Here is an 18,779-nt window from a genome sequence, read left to right as displayed (position 1 = left end):
GATACCGTAATCATTCGGAGACAAACACCTTTGATTCGGCGCCAGCCCCTTCCCGGATGGGTGGAGGAGTTTTTGTCCAGATAATGGGTCCAAATGCCCCCGAAGCGGCCATTATCTGGACAAAAACTCCAGCTTCAGGAGTGGCGGTAGCGTTCGGCCGCTCGCTGGCTCCGGCTCGCCACCACCACTTTCTGGTGCCATTCCCGCTGGTACGCCCGTCTCGCTGCACTGTCGTGGCGCCGTTCAAGGGCGGCGAGCTCGCGCTGGAGCTTGAGGTAGCTGGCCCACCGCCTCTCCTCGAGGGACCCGTCGTCGAGCGCCGCCCGCACGGCGCACCCGGGTTCCCTGTCATGGGCGCAGTCGGAGAAGCGGCACTGCCCGAAAAGCACCTGCAGGTCGCCGAACATCTCCTCCATCCCGTCTTCGGCGTCGAACAGCCCGAAGCCGCGGACACCGGGAGTGTCCATCAGCACGGCTCCGTTGGGCAGCGGCACCAGCTCCCGCGAGGTCGTGGTGTGCCGCCCCCTGCCGTCCGCGGCCCGCACGCCGCCTGTCGACTGGACGTGGTGCCCCACGAGCGCGTTGATGAGCGTGGACTTTCCTGCGCCGGAGGGCCCTAGCAGGGCGAGCGTCCACCCCGGCTGTACCCGGGACAGGAGTTCGTCAATGCCGTCCCCCTGCTCCGCAGAGGTGGTCACCACGTCCACGCCTGCGGCCTGCAGGATCACCTTCCCGACGACGTCATCGGCGAGGTCCGCCAGGTCCGCCTTGGTGATGATCACCAGCGGGGTGGCACCGGAGTCCCAGACGGCCACAAGTGTCCGTTCGAGCCTGTTGTGGCTCAGCGGCCGGTCCACGGGAACAACCACGCCCACCATGTCGATGTTCGCGGCGAGGACCTGCGCCTCCGTGGACGGGTCGAAGGCGCGCTTACGGCTCAGTTCGGACGTACGGGGAAGAACGCCGACGACGGCCGGTTCCGCCGCCCGGTTGCGGCCGAGCCAGATCCAGTCGCCGGTCGCCGGCACGGCGCCGGCCGGGTACGGCAGGTGCACCAGTTCGTCGGCCGTGGCCGCGACAATCCGGTTCCGGTCCACCCGGACAACGCGGGCGGCGGCCTCGCCGCCGTCGGCCGGATGTGCCGCGAAGTGCTGCGCCGCGGCCTCCGTGAAGCCGTACCGACTCGGCCCGGGCAGGAGTTCCGGGTCTTCTGAAGGCGTTGGCTTGGGGGTTTGGTTTTGAAGCTGGTTGGCACGAATGCCGAAGGAATTTTTCACTGTGAACCTCGGGTTGGCCCCGAAGCGCCGCCGGGCGGCAAAGCAGCGCGCTGAGCGCTGGACCGGCTAAAAGTGGGCGGCAGCGGGGGCAGGAGTAATGAAGGTGTTTTCGTTAGGGCGCCAAGCGCGCACGCATTCTGCAATCATCAGGTCCACCTCCCCCGTGCTTAGTTCATCCCAGACTGGCCTCCAGCGGACAGACTGTCCGGGGACTTCCCCAGAATAGCCAGCGGTGCGCCGGCTGGCTAGGGAAACCGGGTTGCGGCCGGAAATTCAGTCCGGGAAATCTGAGTCCAGCTTTCCGTTGACCGGCCGCTCCCGGAACAGCCGCAGCGCGGCGTCGACAAGCGACACCCTGTTCAGCGCGCCGACGTCCTGCAGCGGTATCCACGCGGCGTGGGTAGTGGTGCCGTTCGTTTCGTGGGTAAGTTCCCCGCCCGTCACCCTCGCCTCATAAACCAGGCGGAGCGCCTGGAAGTCGCGGTCAGCACCGTCCAGCCGTGAACCCCCGGGCCAGTGCCCGACGTCGATGCCGAGCATCGCACCGATTTCGGCGTGGTAGCCCGTCTCCTCGAAGACCTCACGGATGCAGCCATCCACCGGATGTTCGGCCAGGTCCAGCCCTCCGCCGGGCAGCGTCCAGCCTTCCTTGCCGTCCTGCTTCCAGTACGCCAGCAGGATGGCGCCGTCGCGGATGATCACCGCGTAGGCGGCGGGGCGGGTGTCGAAGAGAACGGTCATTGCTCCAGCGTAGCCCGCGCTATCGGCAAGGGGACGGCCGCCCTAAAGTGGGACTGTGACGAATCTGGAGCTACTCCCGCAGGAGGAAACCTGCCCGCCCGCCGGCCCCGACACAGGGACGGGATCGGGGCCGTGTCTGCAGCTGTGGCCGGCACGCGAGGTGCCGCTGGGCGGGGTCCGCGCCATGACGGTGCTCCGCACCCTGCCGCAGCGTGGCCTGCCGACCGTGGGTGCCTGGTGCTTCCTGGACAGCTTCGGCCCCGACCGGACGGCGATGTCCGTGCTGCCGCATCCGCATACCGGCCTGCAGACCGTGACATGGCCGCTGGCGGGGCAAATCAGGCACCGTGACAGCGTGGGCAGCGACGTCATTGTCCGTCCGGGCGAGCTGAACATCATGACCGCCGGCCACGGCGTCTCGCACTCCGAGTTTGCCGTCCTGCCCGTGACGGCCGCCGGCGGCGGCACGGACGACGGCGGTGCAGGGCTTCCGCTGCAGCGCGGGCTGCAGCTGTGGGTCGCGTTGCCGGACGGGGAGCGGGACAGGCCGCCGGCCTTCGAGCAGCACCGCGACCTGCCGGCGGTCCATGGCCCTGGCTTCTCGGCCACAGTGCTGGTGGGAACCTTCGCCGGCGCTTCCTCGCCGGCCACGATGTACACGCCGATTGTCGGGGCGGACGTCCGCTGCGACGGCGCCGCCGCTTTCCCGCTGGACCCGTCGTTTGAGCATGCCGTCCTGGTGCTCGACGGCGGCCTGACGGTGGACGGGCAGGAGATCGGCCCGGGGCCGCTGGGCTACCTGGGGGCCGGGCGCGAGGTCCTGGCCGTGGACGCCCTGCCTGATACGAGGTTCCTGCTGATCGGCGGCGAGCCGCTGGAGGAGGAGCTGCTGATATGGTGGAACTTCGTGGGCAGGACGCATGCGGACGTCGCGCAGGCGCGGGCGGACTGGGAAGCCCAGGCCGCGCTCCCCGACCAGGACGCGGAAACAGCCCGCTTCGGCCTGGTCCACGGCGCGGAGGCCGGCCGCGAGGCCGGCAGGATCCCCGCACCGCCTTTGCCCGGCGTGGAGCTCAGTCCGCGGACCAGGTCCTAACCGTCAGGCGGCCCTTGGCTGGTTCCGTCCAAGCACCAAGGGATACAGCGCGGGTGTCAGGCCTGGTCGCGGACCAGCAAGGGAACGCCGAAGACGGGGTCCTGTTCCAGGATCCGCACGTCGACGACTCCTGCGGCGGCCAGGTGCTTCCGGAAGGATTCCTGGAGCCGGACGACGTTCATGCCCAGGCCACTGCCCAGAATGACCGGGCCGTTCAGCCCCAGCTGCTTCAGGACCTGGCCGGCCATGTCGGCCAGGTCCTTGCCTGCCTGGTCAACCAGTCCGCGGCTGACGATGTGGCCTGCGTCGGCTGCCTCAACCACCAGCCGGGCCTGCTGCGCCCAGAAGCGGCGTCCGGTGTCCGGGGAGTGGAACAGCGCGATCAGCTTGTTGGGGTCATCGGTCTTGCAGGCATCCAGGAGCGCCCGGGTCAGCTCGTCCGGCTCCTGTCCCTGGTTCATGCGCCGCAGGCTGTGGCGGACTGCCTCGCGGCCCAGCCAGTACCCGCTGCCTTCGTCGCCCAGGAGGTAGCCCCAGCCGCCGGCCCGTACCTCCTCGCCGCGCCCGTTCATGCCCCAGGCGGCCGAGCCGGTGCCCGCAATGACGGCGACGCCGGTGCTGGCGCCGCCGGCGGCGAGCAGCAGCCTGGAGTCGTGCACCACGGTAATCCTCGCCCCCGGGGCGTGCGGCTCGATGAGGGCGGCCAGGGCGGCGGCGTCCTCAGCGGTGTCGATCCCGCCTGCGCCCGCGTACACGCGGGAAACCGGGCCCCGGCCGATTCTGGCGAAAAGTTCGGCAAGGTGCGCGGCGGCGTCGGCGCGGCTGACGTTCTGGACGTTGGCGCTTCCCACGCTCTGGTCGGCTACCGGCTCCCCGTGCTCAAAGCGGACGCCCCTCGTCTTGGTGCCGCCTATATCCAGGCCAATCACGACGTCGTTGGAGCCGGCGGTGCTGGAGCTGGGGGCGCCGGACGGGACTGTGCCGGACGAATAAGCATTGGACGCGGCAGGGGCCGCACCGGATAGGTTGTCAGAGTTAGTCACCAGAACAGATTACTGATTAGCCCCAAGGAGCCGGCCATGCCCCATGCCGAGATCAATGCCCGCATCATTGCAGCGCCCATGGCGGGCGGGACCTCCACGCCGGACTTCGTCCAGGCCGTCCATCGCGCCGGAGGCCTGGGCTTCCTCGCCGCGGGCTACAAGAGTGCGGACGCGGTCAGCACGGAGATCCGCGCCTGCCGGGACGCAGGCGTCCGGTTCGGCGTCAACGTTTTTGTGCCGGACCCTGCACAGCTGAACCCCTCCCCCGACGCCGTGGCCCGGCTGGAGCAGTACCGGGGCAGCCTCGACCGGGACGCCCGGCGCTACGGCGTGACCGTGCCGCCCCTGGTGCTTGATGACGACGATGCCTGGCAGGCGAAGATCGATCTGCTGCTGCAGCACCCCGTTGAACTGGTCAGCTTCGCGTTCGGGCTCCCCGATGCCACGGTTGTTGGGGCGCTCCGGAAGGCGGGGTCGACGGTCCTCGCCACGGTCACCAGCCGCGCCGAGGCCGAGCTGGCCGCGGACCGCGGGGCGGATGCGCTGGTCGTCCAGCACAGCAGCGCCGGAGCCCACTCCGGGGCGTTCCTGCCCATCACGAAATCCGGCGGCAGGCCGCCGTCGACGGCTGACCTGATCAGGGAGGTGGCTGCCGGCGTCGAGCTGCCGCTGATCGCGGCAGGCGCCGTGTCCGACGCCGCCGCCGTGAGGTCGGTGATTGCGGCCGGAGCGGTCGCCGCCCAGGTGGGAACGGCGCTGCTGCGAACCGACGAAAGCGGTGCGCGGCAGCTGCACAAGGACGCCCTGGGCGATGGGCGTTTCACCGAAACAACGCCCACCCGGGCGTTCACCGGCCGCTACGCCCGGGCACTCGTCAACGACTTTGTCCGCGACCACCAGAACGCCCCCGAGGGCTACCCTGCCATCCACCACCTGACCGCCCCCATCCGCGCGGCTGCAGCCGCCGAAGGCGACCAGCAGCGGCTGAACCTCTGGGCGGGCAAGGGCTGGCGCACGGCCGGGACAGGACCGGTGGCCGAAGCAGTGGGCGCACTCCTGGACGGGTAACAGCCCGGCGCCAGGGCACCGCTCAGGCGCCCGACCGCGCCCGGACCAGCCCGGCCAGCAGCCCGGGCCCCTCCTCCAGCACCAGCTCGCGGAAGAGGCGCACGGCATCCGGTTCGCTCTCCCGCCCGCTGCGGCGCTCCCGCCAGGCCAGGCCGATCTCACGGTACGCCAGCTCCGATTCCAGTGCGATTTCGACCCAGCCCAGGTCGCCGGTGTCCGCGGTGACGCCGCGGCCCGGGCCGTTGCCGCCCTCGGGAGGAAGGATGCTGACACCCAGCCCGGCGGACACCAGGCCGCGCGCCGTATGTGAATCCTGGCTTTCGAAGGCTATCCGCGGCCTGAAGCCGGCCTCCCGGAACAGGACATCCGTCAGGGAGCGCAGCCCGTAGCCGGATCCGAGCGCCACGAACGGGTCTTTGCGGATCTCGGCCACAGCCACAGACTTCCGGCCTGCCAGCCGGTGCCGGTGGTGCACCACGAGACGCAGCGGTTCCCTGTACAGCGCGGCGGACCCGATCGTCCGGCTGTGCGGCGCCACGGGTGCGGTCAGGGCCAGGTCGGCGGCCCCGGAGGAAAGCTCCGCCAGGCAGCTGTCGTGGGAGCCTTGGCTGAGATCGAACTCCGTCTGCGGGTGGCGGCTCCGGAACGCGCTGATGAGCAGTGGCAGCGTCGCTTCGCCGAAGGTGTGCTGGAAGGTCACGGTGATCCGGCCGCGCACCACCTCCGACTCGTGCCGGACAAGGTCCAGACCGGCGCGGAACTCGGCGAGCGCCGATTCCACGTAGGGCAGCAGGCTAATGGCTGCAGGGGTCAGCCGAACGCCCCTGCCGTCCCGGACCAGCAGGTCGGTCCCCACCACGGCGCTGGCGCGCGCCAGCGCCCGGCTGACGGTCGACTGCGGAACCCCCAGCAGTTCGGCTGTTTCGGTGATGTGCTGGGTCCGCCCCAGCTCGGCCAGCAGCGGCAGAATCGGCAGCAGCTGCACCAGCTGCCTGTGCTCGATGTCCACGGTTTTCCTCCGTAATTCAATCCGTTCCGGCATGAATTACTGATGAATCATGCATTGGATACTCAGTCAGCATAGATCTACGCTGAAAACATGCCAGCGCCCAACAAGCATGCCCACGGAAGCCAGCAGTGGAACGGGCACCCTAAGGGGTCACAGGCTTACGGCAGGATCCTGGCCGGACTGGCGTTCGCCGGCGTGGCCACCTTCGCCCAGCTCTACTCCACCCAGGCAGTGCTGCCGGTCATGGCCGCCGAGCTTCGGGTTACTGCTGCGGAAGCGGCCCTGACCATTTCTCTGGCCACCGTTGGCCTCGCCGTAACTGTCATTCCCTGGTCCTTCCTCGCAGACCGGATCGGGAGGGTGAAGGCCATGACCTGGGGAATCTGCCTGGCCACGGCGCTCGGACTACTGGTGCCGCTGGCCACGTCCTTCCCCATCCTGCTGGGCCTGCGGATGCTGGAGGGCATGGCCCTGGGCGGCATTCCGGCCATCGCCATCGCCTACCTCAACGAGGAGATCGACAAGGCACACGCTGCCGTGGCCGCGGGCAGCTACGTTGCCGGCACCACACTGGGCGGGCTGGCCGGCAGGCTGGTGGCCGGTCCGGCCGGCGAATTGTGGGGGTGGCGCGCTGCGGCCCTCTCCGTGTCCGTGCTTGCCACCGTGGCGGCCGTGCTCTTCCTGGTCCTTGTCCCAAAGGCCCGCGGCTTCAGGGCGTCCCACGGCGTTGGCTTCCGCGGTGCGGCCAGGACCCTGTCCGGCCACCTGGCCAACCCGCGGCTGCTGGCACTTTACGTGCAGGCCTTCCTTCTGATGGGCGGTTTCGTGGCCGTCTACAACTATCTGGGGTTCAGGCTGTCCGGCGAACCCTTCAGCCTTCCCGCCACGCTGATCAGCCTCATCTTCCTGGCCTATCTTTCGGGCACCGTGACCTCACGCTGGGCTGGAGCCCTGACGCAGCGATTCGGCCGGCGCACGGTACTCCTTGCCGGCATTGCGGTGATGGCAGCAGGCCTGGCCCTTACCCTCACCCAGGTGCTGGTGCTAATACTGGCCGGGCTCTTCATCTTCACCGGCGGTTTCTTCGCGGCCCACAGCATCGGCGCGGGGTGGACCGGAGCCATCGCCCAGTCAGGCCGGGCGCAGGCAGCTTCGCTGTACAACCTCGCCTACTACCTCGGTTCCAGCATTCTGGGCTGGGCAGGAGGTCTGCTGTTCCAGTCCCTCGGATGGCAGGCGCTGGCCCTCGCCGTCATCATCCTGGGATGCACGACGGCGGTGATCACCGCCGTCGTGCATCCCGCCACCGGCCACCAGCGGCGGCCGCGGCACCAGGATGAGGCGGGCCTGCAGCATCCCTGAATAATTCGCCGCCCAAGCGGGCTGGAATCCTGCAGATGTTCGAAGCGGGCGCCTGCCCGTGAATGTCTTGGCAGGATCGGCGCCGCTAGGATGAACGCAGGACACTTCAGGAGGATCCGTGAACAGCAGCGCGAAGAATATTCGGCCGGGGGCAGGGCACGAACCGCTGGACGCCATCGATGAGCGGCTGCTGGCGGCACTGGTGGACGATGCGCGGATCTCCAACAAGCAGCTGGCCGAGCTGGTGGGCATCGCCCCCTCCACCGCCCTCATGCGAACCCGCGCGCTCTCGGACCGGGGCATCATCCAGGGGTTTGAGGCGAAGCTGAGCCTTTCCGCGATCGGCCGGTCAGTGCAGGCCCTGATCGCCGTCCGGCTCCGTGCCCACGACCGTGAGCAAATAGACCGGTTCACCTCCCGCGTCCCCAAGCTGCCCGCCGTCCTGTCAACTTTCCACACGTCGGGCTCGGTGGACTACCTGCTGCACATCGCCGTCGCCACCACCGAGGACCTGCGGGACTGGGTCCTGGACAACCTCGCCACCGACCCCGTGGTGGGCCACACCGAAACCACACTGGTGTTCGACCACATGCAGGGCAACCACGGGCCGCTGCCGGATCAGGACTGACCACCCCCCCCCCCCCCCGGACAACCGGTTCGCCGGGACAACCGGTTCACCGGGACTACCGTCCCGCTCCTGCTACTGGCGGGGAAGAAGCAAACCTGAGTGCGCAACTCCGAGGAGGTCGCCCCGGAGGAGGCTGAGTTCATCGCGGCGCCGTGCGGCGTCCCGTTGCTGCCGGGCGGATTCCTCAAGAACTATCCGGCGCCCCTCCGCCCATTCCACCAGGCCGGCGCCTATACGGACGGCCACGGCTTCCAGGACGGAGGCTCGGCGGTAGCCGGCGCAGGGGAGGGAGTGGTTGACCGACAGAGCGCTCATGGCTCTTTCCTTTCGGGGCTGGTTGTCTGCTTTGTGCTGTTCGGTTCTGCCTCGGCGGCGGGCTGTGCAGCGCTCTGGGCGAGGTCCTGTGCGGCGTTCTGTGCTTTGCGCTGCCTGCGGTTGCCCGCGGATGCGGGGACGCCGAGTATGGGGAAGGCGTTGAAGTGGATCTGGACCGGCCGGGCGCCTTCCTGCTCGTCCTCGCTCCGGATTTCCTCCAGCAGCCTGTAGGAGTAGGCCTCCATGGCCCGCGTGTAGGCGGCCAGCTGCTCTTCGTTCATCCGCACGTTGGCGGTGCTCACGGTGGCGGCTTCCAGCCAGTCCCGGTCCAAGGTGTCCGCACCGTGCGCCATGAAGTCGGCGAGGACGGCCTGGCGGCGGTGCTCGAACTCGCGGTTGACCAGGCGCGACGCTTCCTGGGTGGCGGGGGAACTCGCCAATTCAGGGGATGACACCTCGATGACGCCGCGCGGCCGTTCCCACCACCGCTCCCGCGCGGTGCCCTTTCCTTCTACCTCCCGAACGAAGTCGTGCTTGGCCAGCTGGCGCAGGTGATAGCTCGTGGAACCGCTGGACTCCCCCAGCAGCTCGCCGAGGCTGCACGCTGTCTGCGCGCCGTACCGGGACAGCATTTCCAGGATCTGGACGCGCAACGGGTGGGCAAGCGCCTTGAGCGAGGCCGGGTCCATCCTGCGGACGGGGTACGGCATGTCCTGCACCTCATGGGCTTCGGTGTTCGGCTTGGTGGCCATACGGCAAGGCTACGCTTGCAAAGGTTTCTTTGCAACGGTTATTTTGCAACCTTTTCTTTGCAGAGGGTGCGATCTGACGACGGCGGCCTGCCTGGCCTGCGCTCCGGCAGTCGGCTCGCGGCCGGCACCGGACGTTACCGGCGGAGGCTGCGGCGCCAGGTGATAACGGCCAGCAGCCCGGCCGCTGCGGCGCACAGCGTCACGAATCCGGCGACGGCAGCGTCAAGCCCGCAGGCCGCCGTTGCAAGCCCCAGACCGACCACCGGGACGGCGCTTCCCAGGTAGGTGATCACGTAGACGGTGCTGATCACCTGCGCATGCCGGGACGCCTCCACCTTCCCGGCCACGTCATTGAACACGGTCCGGAAGGCGATACCCTGGCCGGCCCCTGCGGCCAGGCTGGCGGCGATCAGCAGCCACGGGTTAGCGGCTGCCGCCGCGGCGGCGATGAGCGCCACCGCGCCGCCCAGCACTGCCAGCCCAGACGGCACAACGAACCTGCTCCGGACGCCGATCAGCTGGCTTAGGGCTGACGCCCCGAGCGTGAGCCCCGCCAGCACACCGATCAGCGGGCGTGAGTCGGTGCCGAGGATCTTTGCGAAATAGCTCGGCGCGAGGGACAGACAGAAGCCGAAAACGGCAAAGCTGAGGAAACCAACAGCCGCGGCCAGCCAGAATGCGCCGCGGGCGTCCCTGGACACCGTCGGCCGGCGCGGAGCGAGGGCCCTCAGCGGGCGCGGACCTGCCGCCGGTTTAATGGCGGGCCGGGCGCGCAGCAGGTACAGCGGGACTAACAGGGCGCCCAGGACCACCGAATGGATGAGGTACGGCGTCGTCGTGGGACCAGGCAGGATGGAGAGAATCCCCCCGATAGCCGGCCCCGCCGCCACTCCACCGGCCGAGGCCAGCAGGGTGAAACGGGAGGCCCACTCAGGGCGCTCCGGCAGCAGCTCGCGCAGGGCCGCGGAGCTCGCCCCGGTGGCCAGGGCCACGGCAACGCCCTGGAGTGCCCGGCCGCCGCACAGCCCGGCAAGACCCTCCGCGTTCGCGAAAACCAGGCCACCGGCAAGTCCCGTCAGCACGGCCAACAGGAGGGCTGCGCGGCGCCCGATGTGGTCGGACCAGTGCCCGGCGAGCATCAGCGTGGCCACCAGCGCGAGGACATAGGCGGCGAACGCCACGGTGATCCCCAGGGAACTCAGGCCGAGCCGCACCTGCAGCAGCGAATACAGCGGGGTCGCCAGGTTTGCTCCCACCAGGAGCGTGAAAATGACGACACCGGCCATGGCCAGCCGCGCGGTGGTGGATGCGTCCCAGCCCCAGCGGGTGGCTGTGGCGGGACGCATTCGAAGTTCGCTGAAGACGGTCATGCCCGTGCCCTTGCCTGTGTGTCCGGGGACCCAACCCCTTGTGGGGGCTGCTCCAGCGGATGGAAATTGGTTCCTCAAGAATGCGGCAGGAGTGCGTACCGGGCACGTCCTTCTGTGGGAATATTGAGCAAAACCATCAATTATTGACCGGATTCATGAACCGGAGTGACGATTTGAACACCTTGGACCCTACGGATCTGAAGATCCTGCTCCAGCTGATCCGCGACCCCCGCATTCAGATAGGCGAACTGAGCGACACGCTCCGCATTGCGCGCAACACCGCCCAGTCACGCGTACGCCGAATGCTGCGCTCCGGCGTCCTGCACGACGGCGGCCGCGAGATCGACCTCGAGGCGGTGGGATACGACGTCGTCGCCTTCGTGACGATCGAAGTGACCCACCGGGAGCTCGACGGCGTGATCGCCGCGTTGCGGCTCATTCCCCAGGTCCTCGAGGTGCATGAGATCTCCGGCAGGGGCGACGTCTGGTGCCGGGTGGTGGCGACGGACACGCACAATCTCCAGGCCGCGTTGCGTTCGGTCCTTCGGATCAAAGGCGTGATCCGCACCGAAACCGTGCTGGCTCTCCACACGCACATCCCGTACCGGACCGAGCCGCTGATCAGCCGACTGGTGCAATCGTCCGCGGTCCAGTCATCGGCCGCTCAATCCGCACCTGCTCCTCCGGCATAGGATTCGAGGATGGATTGGCTCTCATACTTCTTTCAGGTCAACTGGCTTGCGGTGCTTCTTGCCTTCGCAGCGAGCATGGCCATCCGCTTTGTCTGGTACCTGCCAGCAGTCCTCGGCAAACGGTGGATGGAGGCCGGTTTCGCCAGCCGTCCAGCGGCCGTGACGCTCATCGATTCCGGCCATGATGTCCTCGCCGTGACAGCGGCCGGGGTCATCAGCGGCGCGATGTCCTAACCCAACAGACGGAGACCTGCAGACAGTGACCATCATCGACAACGCCGTCTACGTGGACGGGGTCCGCACCGCGGAGCCCGAAGACCTGGAACAGACCTTTGAAACACTCGGCAGCCACGGCGGGATGGCCTGGATCGGCCTGTACCGTCCTTCGACAGCCGAGATGGCCGCCGTTGCGGAGGAGTTTGGCCTGCACCGTCTGGCCGTCGAGGACGCTGTGTCGGCCCACCAGCGGCCCAAGCTGGAGCGTTACGGAGACAGCCTGTTCACGGTGCTCAGGCCGGCCCGGTACCGCGACGACGCCGAAAGCGTGGAATTCGGGGAGCTCCACATCTTCGTTGGCAAGAACTTCGTGGTGACTGTTAGGCATGCGGAGATGTCCGGCGTGGGAGAGGTACGCCGCCGCCTCGAGTCCAGGCCGGACCTCCTCCGGCACGGGCCGCCGGCGGTACTGTACGGACTGCTGGACCAGGTGGTGGACGACTACGCCCCGGTAGTGGCCGGGCTGGAAAATGACATCGACGAAATCGAGGACCAGCTGTTCTCCGGGGATTCCGCGGTGTCGCGCCGCATCTATGAACTCGCCCGTGAGGTTATCCAGTTCCAGCGGGCCATCCATCCGCTGCCGGAGATGATGCAACAGCTCAACCAGGGCTTTGACGACTTTGCCGCCGACGCCGAGCTGCAGCACAACCTGCGGGACGTCGAAGACCACGTGGAACGTGTGATATCCCGGGCGGACTCATTCAGAGACCTCCTGCAGAATGCGCTGACCCTGGACGGCACGCTCACGGCCACCCGGCAGAACGAGGCCAGCGCGCAGCAGAACGAGCAGGTGAAGAAGATCTCGTCCTGGGCGGCCATCTTCTTCGCTCCGACCTTCGTGGCCGGCGTGTACGGCATGAACTTCGACCATATGCCGGAGCTTCACTGGGCGTACGGCTATCCCATGGCGGTGCTGTTGATGGCTGCCATGGCCGCCCTGATGTATCTCATCTTCAAGCGGAAGGGCTGGCTTTAGTGGCCGGTTTTGACCGGGGCCTGGTCATCATGCCCGGCACGGAGCGGCAACTGGGCGCCTACGGGCTGTTCAGGCCCTCCCCTTCCCAGAAAGAGGTCCTGGACCTGCCCAGCGGTCCGCTGACGGTCCGGGGCGCTGATCCGGACATCCTATGGGTGAGCTTTGCAGAGCTGTGCGGCGCCGCCAAATCCACCGCCGACTATGTTCTGCTGGCCGCGAGGTTCCCTGCCTGGGTGGTGGAGGGCGTCCCGGCACCGTCTGCCGAGTCCGCCGCCGGCCCGGCTGACTGGCAACGGTTCCTGGCATTGCTGGACGTCCTGCATGAGCGGGACATCACGCCGATCCTCATCGCTCATGGGCCCCTTGGCAGCCCAGCGGCCGCGCCGGAGGGCAGCGTTCCTGGGGAACTGGCCGCCGTCCTGTGGCGGATTGAAGAGCGGCTCTCATTGCTTCGCCGGATCGAGTCGGACGAACAGTTGGAGGACGAGCAGTCCGCAGGCTGCTAGCAACAGCCGTAACCAGCCGTCCCGAGCCGGTTGCGTCTGCTTACAATCGATTGACATCAACTACTGAGGGAATCATGAAGAAACTCACCACTGCCCTGCTCGCCGCCGGGTTCGTCCTCTCCGCTTCCGCCTGCGCTGCACCGCAGCTCACCACCGCGCAAACCTGCGACCGGATCAAGACGGTTGTATCGAACCCTTCGAACTCCGTGGGCAAGACCGGCATGACCCGCCTGGCCAACCAGATCCGTCCCATCGAGGCAGTGTCCTCGGACGAACTGCAGCCCGCGCTGCAGGCCATCCTGGAATACACGGACGAGTCCGCCAAGGAAACCCCTGACGAAGCGAAGCTCACCGAGCTCAAGGCCGGCTACGAGCAGGCCGGCAGCACCTACAGCAAGTTCTGCGGCGGCCAGTAGCCCCCGGCGTCGGAACGCCCGGCGTCACGGGCAGGGTCTCCTCCTGCCTGTGACCGGGCACAACAACCCGCCCCTGAGAACTTGGAAAATCCTTGGACGTGCCCCGTCCAACCCCTCATGTAGGGGGTAAGGCGAAGCCCAGCTCTCAGGTGGCACCCGCATTTCATAGCGTGCGGGCCGCACACTGTTTCTGTCCCTGAAGCTGAAGGTAGCCGCGAACCGTCGCTTCAGAACTGCCGGGTCCGGAACGCATTCCCCATGTACCCCGGACCCGGCGGACAATCACCAGATGCGCAGCCCGCAGCCAGCCGCCGGAATGCTCGTGAACTCTTGATCCGAACCTGCGATGACAGTGTCGGGTTCTTGAGCCGAGTCCCGGACCATTTCATTGAGAATCACAGGACAGCGTGGACAACTGGATGAGGTGGGTGCATGGCGGAGGACCAGGACGCGGGCCAGGACCTTCCGGTACTGGACGACGGCGCATTGCAGGACCTCAGGGACGAAGCCGGAGAGGATGCAGCGCAGAAGTTCATGGAGGAGTATCTGGTGATGCTTCCCGTGCGGGCAGCCAAAATCTTCAAAGGGCTCACCCGCGGCGATAGTGAGACGACCCTGGAGGCCCTCATCAGCCTGAGGGTCAGCTCCGGAATGGCTGGGGCGCAGCGGCTTGAGGCGTACTGCGCCAACCTCGAGACCGCGCTGAAGCACGGCCACAACCCTGATATGACAGCCGTGAAAGCGGTGTTGTTCGCGAACATCCGGCAGGTAGTCCGTGAAGCGTCCCGGCGCGGCCACCTGCCGCCCAGGTCGCACGGTTCCGCAGGGTCGTGATTTCAAAAATGCTTGGCGTCAGGTGGTGGATCAGGGACGTACATAAACGAAACACCCCGGTCCATGGACCGGGGTGTACCTGTGGAGCTAAGGGGATTCGAACCCCTGACCTCTTCGATGCGAACGAAGCGCTCTACCAACTGAGCTATAACCCCGTGGCGCCATATCCGGAAGGAACTCCAGCGCCGATTTCCCTAGGCTACAAATTTTTTTGCCAGTTTGCCAACCAGGCCTCAAATGTCGTGCGTCCGTAACGCTGTTCGGCCGCCAGGTTTTTCCCCCCACGAAGAAATCTGCCCATTGCACCGGGCAGCGGCAACCGGATCAAACGGCCCTCGGCGCCGATGGTCCGCTTCCAGACGCTGGCCAGCGAGCCCATGCCCAGCACCTCCGGCCCGCCGACTGTCTGGACCCCGTGGTGGTCGTCTGACGACGGTGCCAGAGCGGCCTCCAGAAGCGCCGAGGCCACGTCGGACGGGGCGATCGGCTGGAACCGGACGCCTTTGATCACCGGCACCAGGCCAACCCGGGAACCGGCGTCGAATATCCCCGCCACCAGGGTGTGGAACTGTGTTGCCCGCACCGTGCGGGTTTCCAGCGGCGATCTGGCGTACATACGTTCCTTGTCCGCCTTCGACCGGTAGTACGCGAAGGCGCCCTGGTCGCAGTTGACAATGGAAAGCAGGACGGCCCGGGCAACCCCAGCCGCCGCGGCTTCGCCCAGCAGCAGCGCACCGCCCGCGGCATAGTGCCTGAGTGCCGTGCCGGTCCGCGCTTCGAGGCAATCGATCACGACGTCGGCTCCGGCCAGGGTCTCTGGCACCCCGTCTCCGGTGGTGACGTCCGCGCGGAAGTAAGTGGCGCCGTCGTAATACTCCCGGTCACCCGGACGCGGTGGGTTCCGGCTCAGAATGGCGACGGCATGCCCCATGTCCAGTGCCTGCCGCACCACTTCACGGCCGGCGCGGCCAGTGCCGCCGGCAACGCAGATTCGGGTCATTCAGGGGCGCCTGATCCGGCCTGGACGTCCGGCTACGCGCGGCGGCGCTGCAGGACGTCGTCCAGGTTGCTCAACGCGCTCTGGGCCTTGGTCAGCGGCTTTGCGGGCGCGGCATTCGGCGGTGCTGCAGGAGGTGCGGCGGCCGGCCCCTGCTTGAGCGAAGGCTTGCCCACGGATTTCGGAGCCTCGGGCAGCGCCAGGGGCTCAGGTGCAGGACGCTCGGCCTTGGCGGCTTCGACGTACGTCGGCTTCGGAACTTCCACCGGCTCCCAACTGGAGTCCGGTGCCGCAGCTGCGCTCTGTATGGGGGCTGCGGCGCTTTCGTCACCCGCTGCAAGGGCAACTGCCAAGGCCGCCTCCCTAAGTTCAACAGCCGTGAGGGGCTTGGGCTTCGGTGCTTCGGCCTCGGCGTCGAAGAGTGCGTTTTCACGGGGCTTCTCGGGCTCCGAAGCAGGCGTTTCTTCTGCGGGACGCTCCGCGGGTGCCCGGTGGTTCGTCCGGTCGGAAGACGGGCCCATGGCCGCCCTAAAGGCGGCACTGACTTTCCTGCGGCGGTCACGGACGGCGAGCCTGCGTAAAACCACGACGGCGGCAACTCCGGTCAAGAACGCCACGGCCGGAACCCAGGGGTTGCCGATCCCGAAGAGGCCCAGGACGCCGGCCACTATCGCCGTCAGGAAGGACAGCAACCCAACGAACGCGATGGCCGTTCGTCCGTAGCGGATCCGAAAGGCACCGGCCCCCTGGGCGGCAGGCCTATTGCCGGACGGAGCCGGGGTGTGGCCTGTTGCTGGTTCGCTGCTCTTCCTGGTGTCCATGCGTTTCTCCTGCTGGGCGGCCATATACACAACCGTCCCGGCTTGCGGGTTTGCAGTTTCGGCGTCGACGCTCTCCAACGTCAGGTCACCGGCAACCTGGAACTGATGCCGGCCGTTGCGGAGCACGTAAGGGGCAACCCAAACGATCCAGAGCGCAACAGCAGCCACAAGGATGACTGAGCTGCTAAGGGGGAAGTCCACACACAAAACCGTATGAGGAATAGGGGGCCGGTTGTGGCATTCGTCTCGGTGTGTCGCGGCCGAGCTTCAAATCAATGGACTTATGCACAGAACCCGGCCCTGACCAGCGGCTCCGTCGGCCAGCGGTCAGGCGGGCCTGACCCGCAGCCAGCGGCTGAGGAGGCCTTCCGGAACTTCCTCTGAGGTCAGTGCGAAGGAGCGGTGGTCTGCCCATTCGCCATTGATGTGCAGGTACCGCGGACGGTAGCCCTCGTCCCGGAAGCCCAGTTTTTCCACGACGCGCAGGCTGGGTCCGTTTTCGGGACGGATGTTGATTTCCATCCGGTGCAGGCCAAGGGTCCGGAAACAGTGGTCAGTTGCCATCGCCACGGCCGTGGGGGCAATCCCGTGCCCGGCCCGGGACTGGTCCACCCAGTAACCGAGCGTGGCCATCAACGCGGATCCCCACACGATCGAGGAGACGGTCAACTGCCCCACAATGACCGGGTCACGGTATCCGGGCGTCCACTCTGCAATCACAAAGGGAAGTGCCGTGGCCTGGGCAGCCTGGGTGTTCAGCGACCTGACCATCTGCCGGTAGTCGGGCAGCGCGCCACCCGGGATCGGGTTGGAGGCCTCCCAGGGTGCCAGCCAGTCACTGTTGCGCGAACGCACCTCGGTCCATTCCTTCCGGTCCCGGTACCTGATGGGCCGCAGGACAATGTCCCCGCACTCCAGCGTGACCGGCCAGATGTGGCTGACCCTCATGAAGGGTTACTTTGACAAACCGGCGGCAAGTTCCCGAAGCCAGTCACGCAGACCAGGTCCGAGGTCGTCGCTGTCGATGGCGAGCTGCACGCAGGCCTTGAGGTAGCTGAGCTTGTCCCCGGTGTCGTAACGGCGGCCGCGGAAGACCACGCCGTACACACCGCCGCCTTCACCGTCCCTGCTGGCCAGCTCCTGCAGGGCGTCCGTCAACTGAATCTCGCCGCCGCGGCCGGGCTCGGTCTTTTCCAGCACATCAAACACATCGGGGTGGAGCACATAGCGGCCAATGACAGCCAGGTTGGAAGGAGCTTCGTCGACGTCCGGCTTCTCCACCAGCTTGTTGATCTTGACGAAGCCTTCGCCCTCGATCTCGGAGATATCTGCGCAGCCATAGGCACTGATCTGGGAGGGCTCCACCTCAATGAGGGCCACCACAGAACCGCCGGTCTTGGCCTGCACGTCGATCATGATGCTGAGAAGCTCGTCGCGGGCATCGATCAGGTCATCGCCCAGCAGCACTGCGAAAGGCTCGTGGCCCACATGCTGGCGGGCACGCAGCACAGCGTGGCCCAGTCCCTTGGGGTCACCCTGGCGGACATAGTGGATGTCGCCGAGGTTGCTCGCGGCCTGGATCGATTCCAGCTTGGCGGTGTCGCCCTTGGCCTCCAGCGTCGCTTCCAGGGCCGGGACGCGGTCGAAGTGGTCCTCGAGTGCGCGCTTGTTGCGGCCGGTGATCATCAGAACGTCACTCAGGCCCACCTTGACGGCCTCCTCGACGACGTACTGGATGGCCGGCTTGTCAACCACCGGCAGCATCTCCTTGGGCATGGCCTTGGTGGCAGGCAGGAACCTGGTGCCGAGCCCGGCAGCAGGGATTACGGCCTTGCGGACTGAACAATTAGTGGAAGTCACTGGTCTAATCTATCCGAGGGAACATTCATACGGTAAATGCTTCCGGCAGCGGCCCCGCCGCCTGCCGCTGCGATAAAGGAAGACACCCATGCCAACAGGGACCACGCCGTCGAAGGACGGGATCCGTTCGCGGCACCGGCAAATCCGGGCCACCATGACGCCAGCGGACGTGGCCGAAGCCGGTGAACGCATCGCCGTCCACGGCCTGTCGTGGGCCCAGACGCTCACCGCGGGCAGGCCGGCAACGTTCACCTCCTACCTCGGGGTGGGATTCGAGCCGCCGACCCTTCCTCTGCTGCACGCATTGCATGGGGCTGGCCACCGGGTGCTGCTGCCGGTCTGCGAACCGGACCGCCAGCTGAGCTGGGTCTACTGGACCCCGGACACCGAGTTAGTCCGCAGCAGGTACGCCCCCATCCAGGAACCCGCCGGCGAGCGGCGCGGCATGGAGGCCGTCCGCGCCGTGGCAGGCCTGTTCATGCCTGCCACGGCGGTGGACATGAGCGGCAACAGGATCGGACAGGGCGGCGGCTATTACGACAAGTTCCTGGCGGCAGCCGCCGCCGGCGGACTGGAGCCGCCGAGGGCTGCCGTGATTTACGACGCCGAACTCCTGCCAGCGCAGTCCATCCCGGCCGAAAGCTTCGACCGGCCGGTGGACGCGGCACTCACTCCCTCAGGGCTGGTACCCTTCGGGTGACCTCGGCCGGGCGGGGTGCTAGAATTGGCACTCAGGC

Annotated in this window: 22 protein-coding genes and 1 tRNA gene; 11 read left to right on the top strand and 12 right to left on the bottom strand. The window is 67.3% G+C overall.

The window, feature by feature from the left end; all coding sequences use genetic code 11:
• Positions 1-134 precede the first annotated feature (134 nt).
• The gene (rsgA, locus tag AC1DFE_RS00755; RefSeq protein ID WP_476904365.1) at positions 135-1,196 is read right to left on the bottom strand and encodes a ribosome small subunit-dependent GTPase A; all 1,062 of its coding nucleotides are present in this window, start codon (positions 1,194-1,196) and stop codon (positions 135-137) included.
• Positions 1,197-1,550: 354 nt separating this feature from the next.
• Entirely contained in the window at positions 1,551-2,018 is a 468-nt protein-coding gene (locus AC1DFE_RS00750; RefSeq protein WP_476904020.1) for an NUDIX hydrolase, read from the bottom strand.
• Positions 2,019-2,073: 55 nt separating this feature from the next.
• Here AC1DFE_RS00750 and AC1DFE_RS00745 point away from each other — a divergent pair, with 55 nt between their 5' ends.
• Entirely contained in the window at positions 2,074-3,114 is a 1,041-nt protein-coding gene (locus AC1DFE_RS00745; protein WP_476904019.1) for a pirin family protein, read from the top strand.
• A 56-nt stretch (positions 3,115-3,170) separates the two neighbouring features.
• On the opposite strand, the gene AC1DFE_RS00740 is transcribed toward AC1DFE_RS00745, so the two are convergent.
• Positions 3,171-4,043 carry an N-acetylglucosamine kinase gene (locus AC1DFE_RS00740; protein WP_476904364.1) on the bottom strand — a complete coding sequence of 291 codons (873 nt, stop codon included), beginning with the start codon at positions 4,041-4,043 and terminating at the stop codon, positions 3,171-3,173.
• 150 nt (positions 4,044-4,193) lie between these two features.
• Here AC1DFE_RS00740 and AC1DFE_RS00735 point away from each other — a divergent pair, with 150 nt between their 5' ends.
• Positions 4,194-5,225 (top strand): nitronate monooxygenase, encoded by a 1,032-nt coding sequence (locus AC1DFE_RS00735; RefSeq protein WP_476904018.1) that lies wholly within the window; start codon positions 4,194-4,196, stop codon positions 5,223-5,225.
• A 22-nt stretch (positions 5,226-5,247) separates the two neighbouring features.
• Here the strand turns inward: AC1DFE_RS00735 and AC1DFE_RS00730 are convergent, their stop codons facing one another.
• Complete coding sequence (locus AC1DFE_RS00730) at positions 5,248-6,234, bottom strand: LysR family transcriptional regulator (protein WP_476904017.1); 987 nt, start codon at positions 6,232-6,234, stop codon at positions 5,248-5,250.
• 90 nt (positions 6,235-6,324) lie between these two features.
• Between AC1DFE_RS00730 and AC1DFE_RS00725 the strand changes: the two genes are divergently transcribed.
• Together AC1DFE_RS00725 and AC1DFE_RS00720 are read left to right on the top strand one after the other, a co-directional pair.
• Positions 6,325-7,596: an MFS transporter gene (locus AC1DFE_RS00725; protein ID WP_476904016.1), complete on the top strand. Its 1,272-nt coding sequence runs from the start codon at positions 6,325-6,327 to the stop codon at positions 7,594-7,596.
• Positions 7,597-7,714: 118 nt separating this feature from the next.
• The gene (locus tag AC1DFE_RS00720; RefSeq protein ID WP_476904015.1) at positions 7,715-8,224 is read left to right on the top strand and encodes an Lrp/AsnC family transcriptional regulator; all 510 of its coding nucleotides are present in this window, start codon (positions 7,715-7,717) and stop codon (positions 8,222-8,224) included.
• Positions 8,225-8,296: 72 nt separating this feature from the next.
• Here AC1DFE_RS00720 and AC1DFE_RS00715 read toward each other — a convergent pair whose 3' ends face one another.
• The 3 genes from AC1DFE_RS00715 to AC1DFE_RS00705 all read right to left on the bottom strand — a co-directional run bounded on the left by AC1DFE_RS00715 (position 8,297) and on the right by AC1DFE_RS00705 (position 10,661).
• Entirely contained in the window at positions 8,297-8,539 is a 243-nt protein-coding gene (locus tag AC1DFE_RS00715) for a 2-nitropropane dioxygenase (RefSeq protein WP_476904014.1), read from the bottom strand.
• Positions 8,536-9,291 carry an ArsR/SmtB family transcription factor gene (locus tag AC1DFE_RS00710; RefSeq protein WP_476904013.1) on the bottom strand — a complete coding sequence of 252 codons (756 nt, stop codon included), beginning with the start codon at positions 9,289-9,291 and terminating at the stop codon, positions 8,536-8,538. Before AC1DFE_RS00710 ends, AC1DFE_RS00715 begins: the two co-directional genes overlap by 4 nt.
• 134 nt (positions 9,292-9,425) lie before the next feature.
• Positions 9,426-10,661, bottom strand: a complete 1,236-nt coding sequence (locus tag AC1DFE_RS00705) for an MFS transporter (protein ID WP_476904012.1) — start codon at positions 10,659-10,661, stop codon at positions 9,426-9,428.
• 173 nt (positions 10,662-10,834) lie between these two features.
• Between AC1DFE_RS00705 and AC1DFE_RS00700 the strand changes: the two genes are divergently transcribed.
• From AC1DFE_RS00700 to AC1DFE_RS00675, 6 genes are all read left to right on the top strand, one after another.
• Positions 10,835-11,353: an Lrp/AsnC family transcriptional regulator gene (locus AC1DFE_RS00700; protein WP_476904363.1), complete on the top strand. Its 519-nt coding sequence runs from the start codon at positions 10,835-10,837 to the stop codon at positions 11,351-11,353.
• A gap of 9 nt (positions 11,354-11,362) precedes the next feature.
• The gene (locus AC1DFE_RS00695; protein WP_476904011.1) at positions 11,363-11,587 is read left to right on the top strand and encodes a hypothetical protein; all 225 of its coding nucleotides are present in this window, start codon (positions 11,363-11,365) and stop codon (positions 11,585-11,587) included.
• Between the two features lie 25 nt (positions 11,588-11,612).
• On the top strand, positions 11,613-12,608 hold the full coding sequence (gene corA / locus AC1DFE_RS00690) for a magnesium/cobalt transporter CorA (protein ID WP_476904010.1): 996 nt from the start codon (positions 11,613-11,615) through the stop codon (positions 12,606-12,608).
• The gene (zapE, locus tag AC1DFE_RS00685) at positions 12,608-13,114 is read left to right on the top strand and encodes an AFG1/ZapE family ATPase (protein WP_476904009.1); all 507 of its coding nucleotides are present in this window, start codon (positions 12,608-12,610) and stop codon (positions 13,112-13,114) included. Before corA ends, zapE begins: the two co-directional genes overlap by 1 nt.
• A gap of 74 nt (positions 13,115-13,188) precedes the next feature.
• On the top strand, positions 13,189-13,530 hold the full coding sequence (locus AC1DFE_RS00680) for a hypothetical protein (protein WP_476904008.1): 342 nt from the start codon (positions 13,189-13,191) through the stop codon (positions 13,528-13,530).
• Positions 13,531-13,962: 432 nt separating this feature from the next.
• Entirely contained in the window at positions 13,963-14,364 is a 402-nt protein-coding gene (locus tag AC1DFE_RS00675; RefSeq protein ID WP_476904007.1) for an Hpt domain-containing protein, read from the top strand.
• Positions 14,365-14,446: 82 nt separating this feature from the next.
• Here AC1DFE_RS00675 and AC1DFE_RS00670 read toward each other — a convergent pair.
• From AC1DFE_RS00670 to galU, 5 genes are all read right to left on the bottom strand, one after another.
• Positions 14,447-14,519, bottom strand: a tRNA-Ala gene (locus AC1DFE_RS00670).
• 44 nt (positions 14,520-14,563) lie between these two features.
• Positions 14,564-15,364 carry an SDR family oxidoreductase gene (locus tag AC1DFE_RS00665; RefSeq protein ID WP_476904006.1) on the bottom strand — a complete coding sequence of 267 codons (801 nt, stop codon included), beginning with the start codon at positions 15,362-15,364 and terminating at the stop codon, positions 14,564-14,566.
• A 32-nt stretch (positions 15,365-15,396) separates the two neighbouring features.
• Positions 15,397-16,383: a hypothetical protein gene (locus AC1DFE_RS00660; protein WP_476904005.1), complete on the bottom strand. Its 987-nt coding sequence runs from the start codon at positions 16,381-16,383 to the stop codon at positions 15,397-15,399.
• A 126-nt stretch (positions 16,384-16,509) separates the two neighbouring features.
• Positions 16,510-17,130 (bottom strand): GNAT family N-acetyltransferase, encoded by a 621-nt coding sequence (locus AC1DFE_RS00655; RefSeq protein WP_476904004.1) that lies wholly within the window; start codon positions 17,128-17,130, stop codon positions 16,510-16,512.
• Between the two features lie 6 nt (positions 17,131-17,136).
• Positions 17,137-18,042, bottom strand: coding sequence for a UTP--glucose-1-phosphate uridylyltransferase GalU (gene galU, locus AC1DFE_RS00650; RefSeq protein ID WP_476904003.1), 906 nt, complete (start codon positions 18,040-18,042; stop codon positions 17,137-17,139).
• A gap of 88 nt (positions 18,043-18,130) precedes the next feature.
• On the opposite strand from galU, the gene AC1DFE_RS00645 reads away from it, so the two are divergent.
• The gene (locus AC1DFE_RS00645; protein ID WP_476904002.1) at positions 18,131-18,742 is read left to right on the top strand and encodes a 5-formyltetrahydrofolate cyclo-ligase; all 612 of its coding nucleotides are present in this window, start codon (positions 18,131-18,133) and stop codon (positions 18,740-18,742) included.
• Positions 18,743-18,779 lie beyond the last annotated feature (37 nt).

The organism is Arthrobacter sp. 05T423, from assembly GCF_056396245.1.
This window is presented reverse-complemented; position numbering and strand designations above follow the sequence as displayed.

Excerpts from the sequence above, each read along its gene's own strand:
- AC1DFE_RS00750 (WP_476904020.1), bottom strand. The coding sequence starts at position 2,018 with ATGACCGTTCTCTTCGACACCCGCCCCGCCGCCTACGCGGTGATCATC.
- AC1DFE_RS00735 (WP_476904018.1), top strand. The coding sequence starts at position 4,194 with ATGCCCCATGCCGAGATCAATGCCCGCATCATTGCAGCGCCCATGGCG.
- AC1DFE_RS00725 (WP_476904016.1), top strand. The coding sequence starts at position 6,325 with ATGCCAGCGCCCAACAAGCATGCCCACGGAAGCCAGCAGTGGAACGGG.
- AC1DFE_RS00715 (WP_476904014.1), bottom strand. The coding sequence starts at position 8,539 with ATGAGCGCTCTGTCGGTCAACCACTCCCTCCCCTGCGCCGGCTACCGC.
- AC1DFE_RS00710 (WP_476904013.1), bottom strand. The coding sequence starts at position 9,291 with ATGGCCACCAAGCCGAACACCGAAGCCCATGAGGTGCAGGACATGCCG.
- AC1DFE_RS00705 (WP_476904012.1), bottom strand. The coding sequence starts at position 10,661 with ATGACCGTCTTCAGCGAACTTCGAATGCGTCCCGCCACAGCCACCCGC.
- AC1DFE_RS00695 (WP_476904011.1), top strand. The coding sequence starts at position 11,363 with ATGGATTGGCTCTCATACTTCTTTCAGGTCAACTGGCTTGCGGTGCTT.
- AC1DFE_RS00680 (WP_476904008.1), top strand. The coding sequence starts at position 13,189 with ATGAAGAAACTCACCACTGCCCTGCTCGCCGCCGGGTTCGTCCTCTCC.
- AC1DFE_RS00675 (WP_476904007.1), top strand. The coding sequence starts at position 13,963 with ATGGCGGAGGACCAGGACGCGGGCCAGGACCTTCCGGTACTGGACGAC.
- AC1DFE_RS00665 (WP_476904006.1), bottom strand. The coding sequence starts at position 15,364 with ATGACCCGAATCTGCGTTGCCGGCGGCACTGGCCGCGCCGGCCGTGAA.
- AC1DFE_RS00655 (WP_476904004.1), bottom strand. The coding sequence starts at position 17,130 with ATGAGGGTCAGCCACATCTGGCCGGTCACGCTGGAGTGCGGGGACATT.
- AC1DFE_RS00645 (WP_476904002.1), top strand. The coding sequence starts at position 18,131 with ATGCCAACAGGGACCACGCCGTCGAAGGACGGGATCCGTTCGCGGCAC.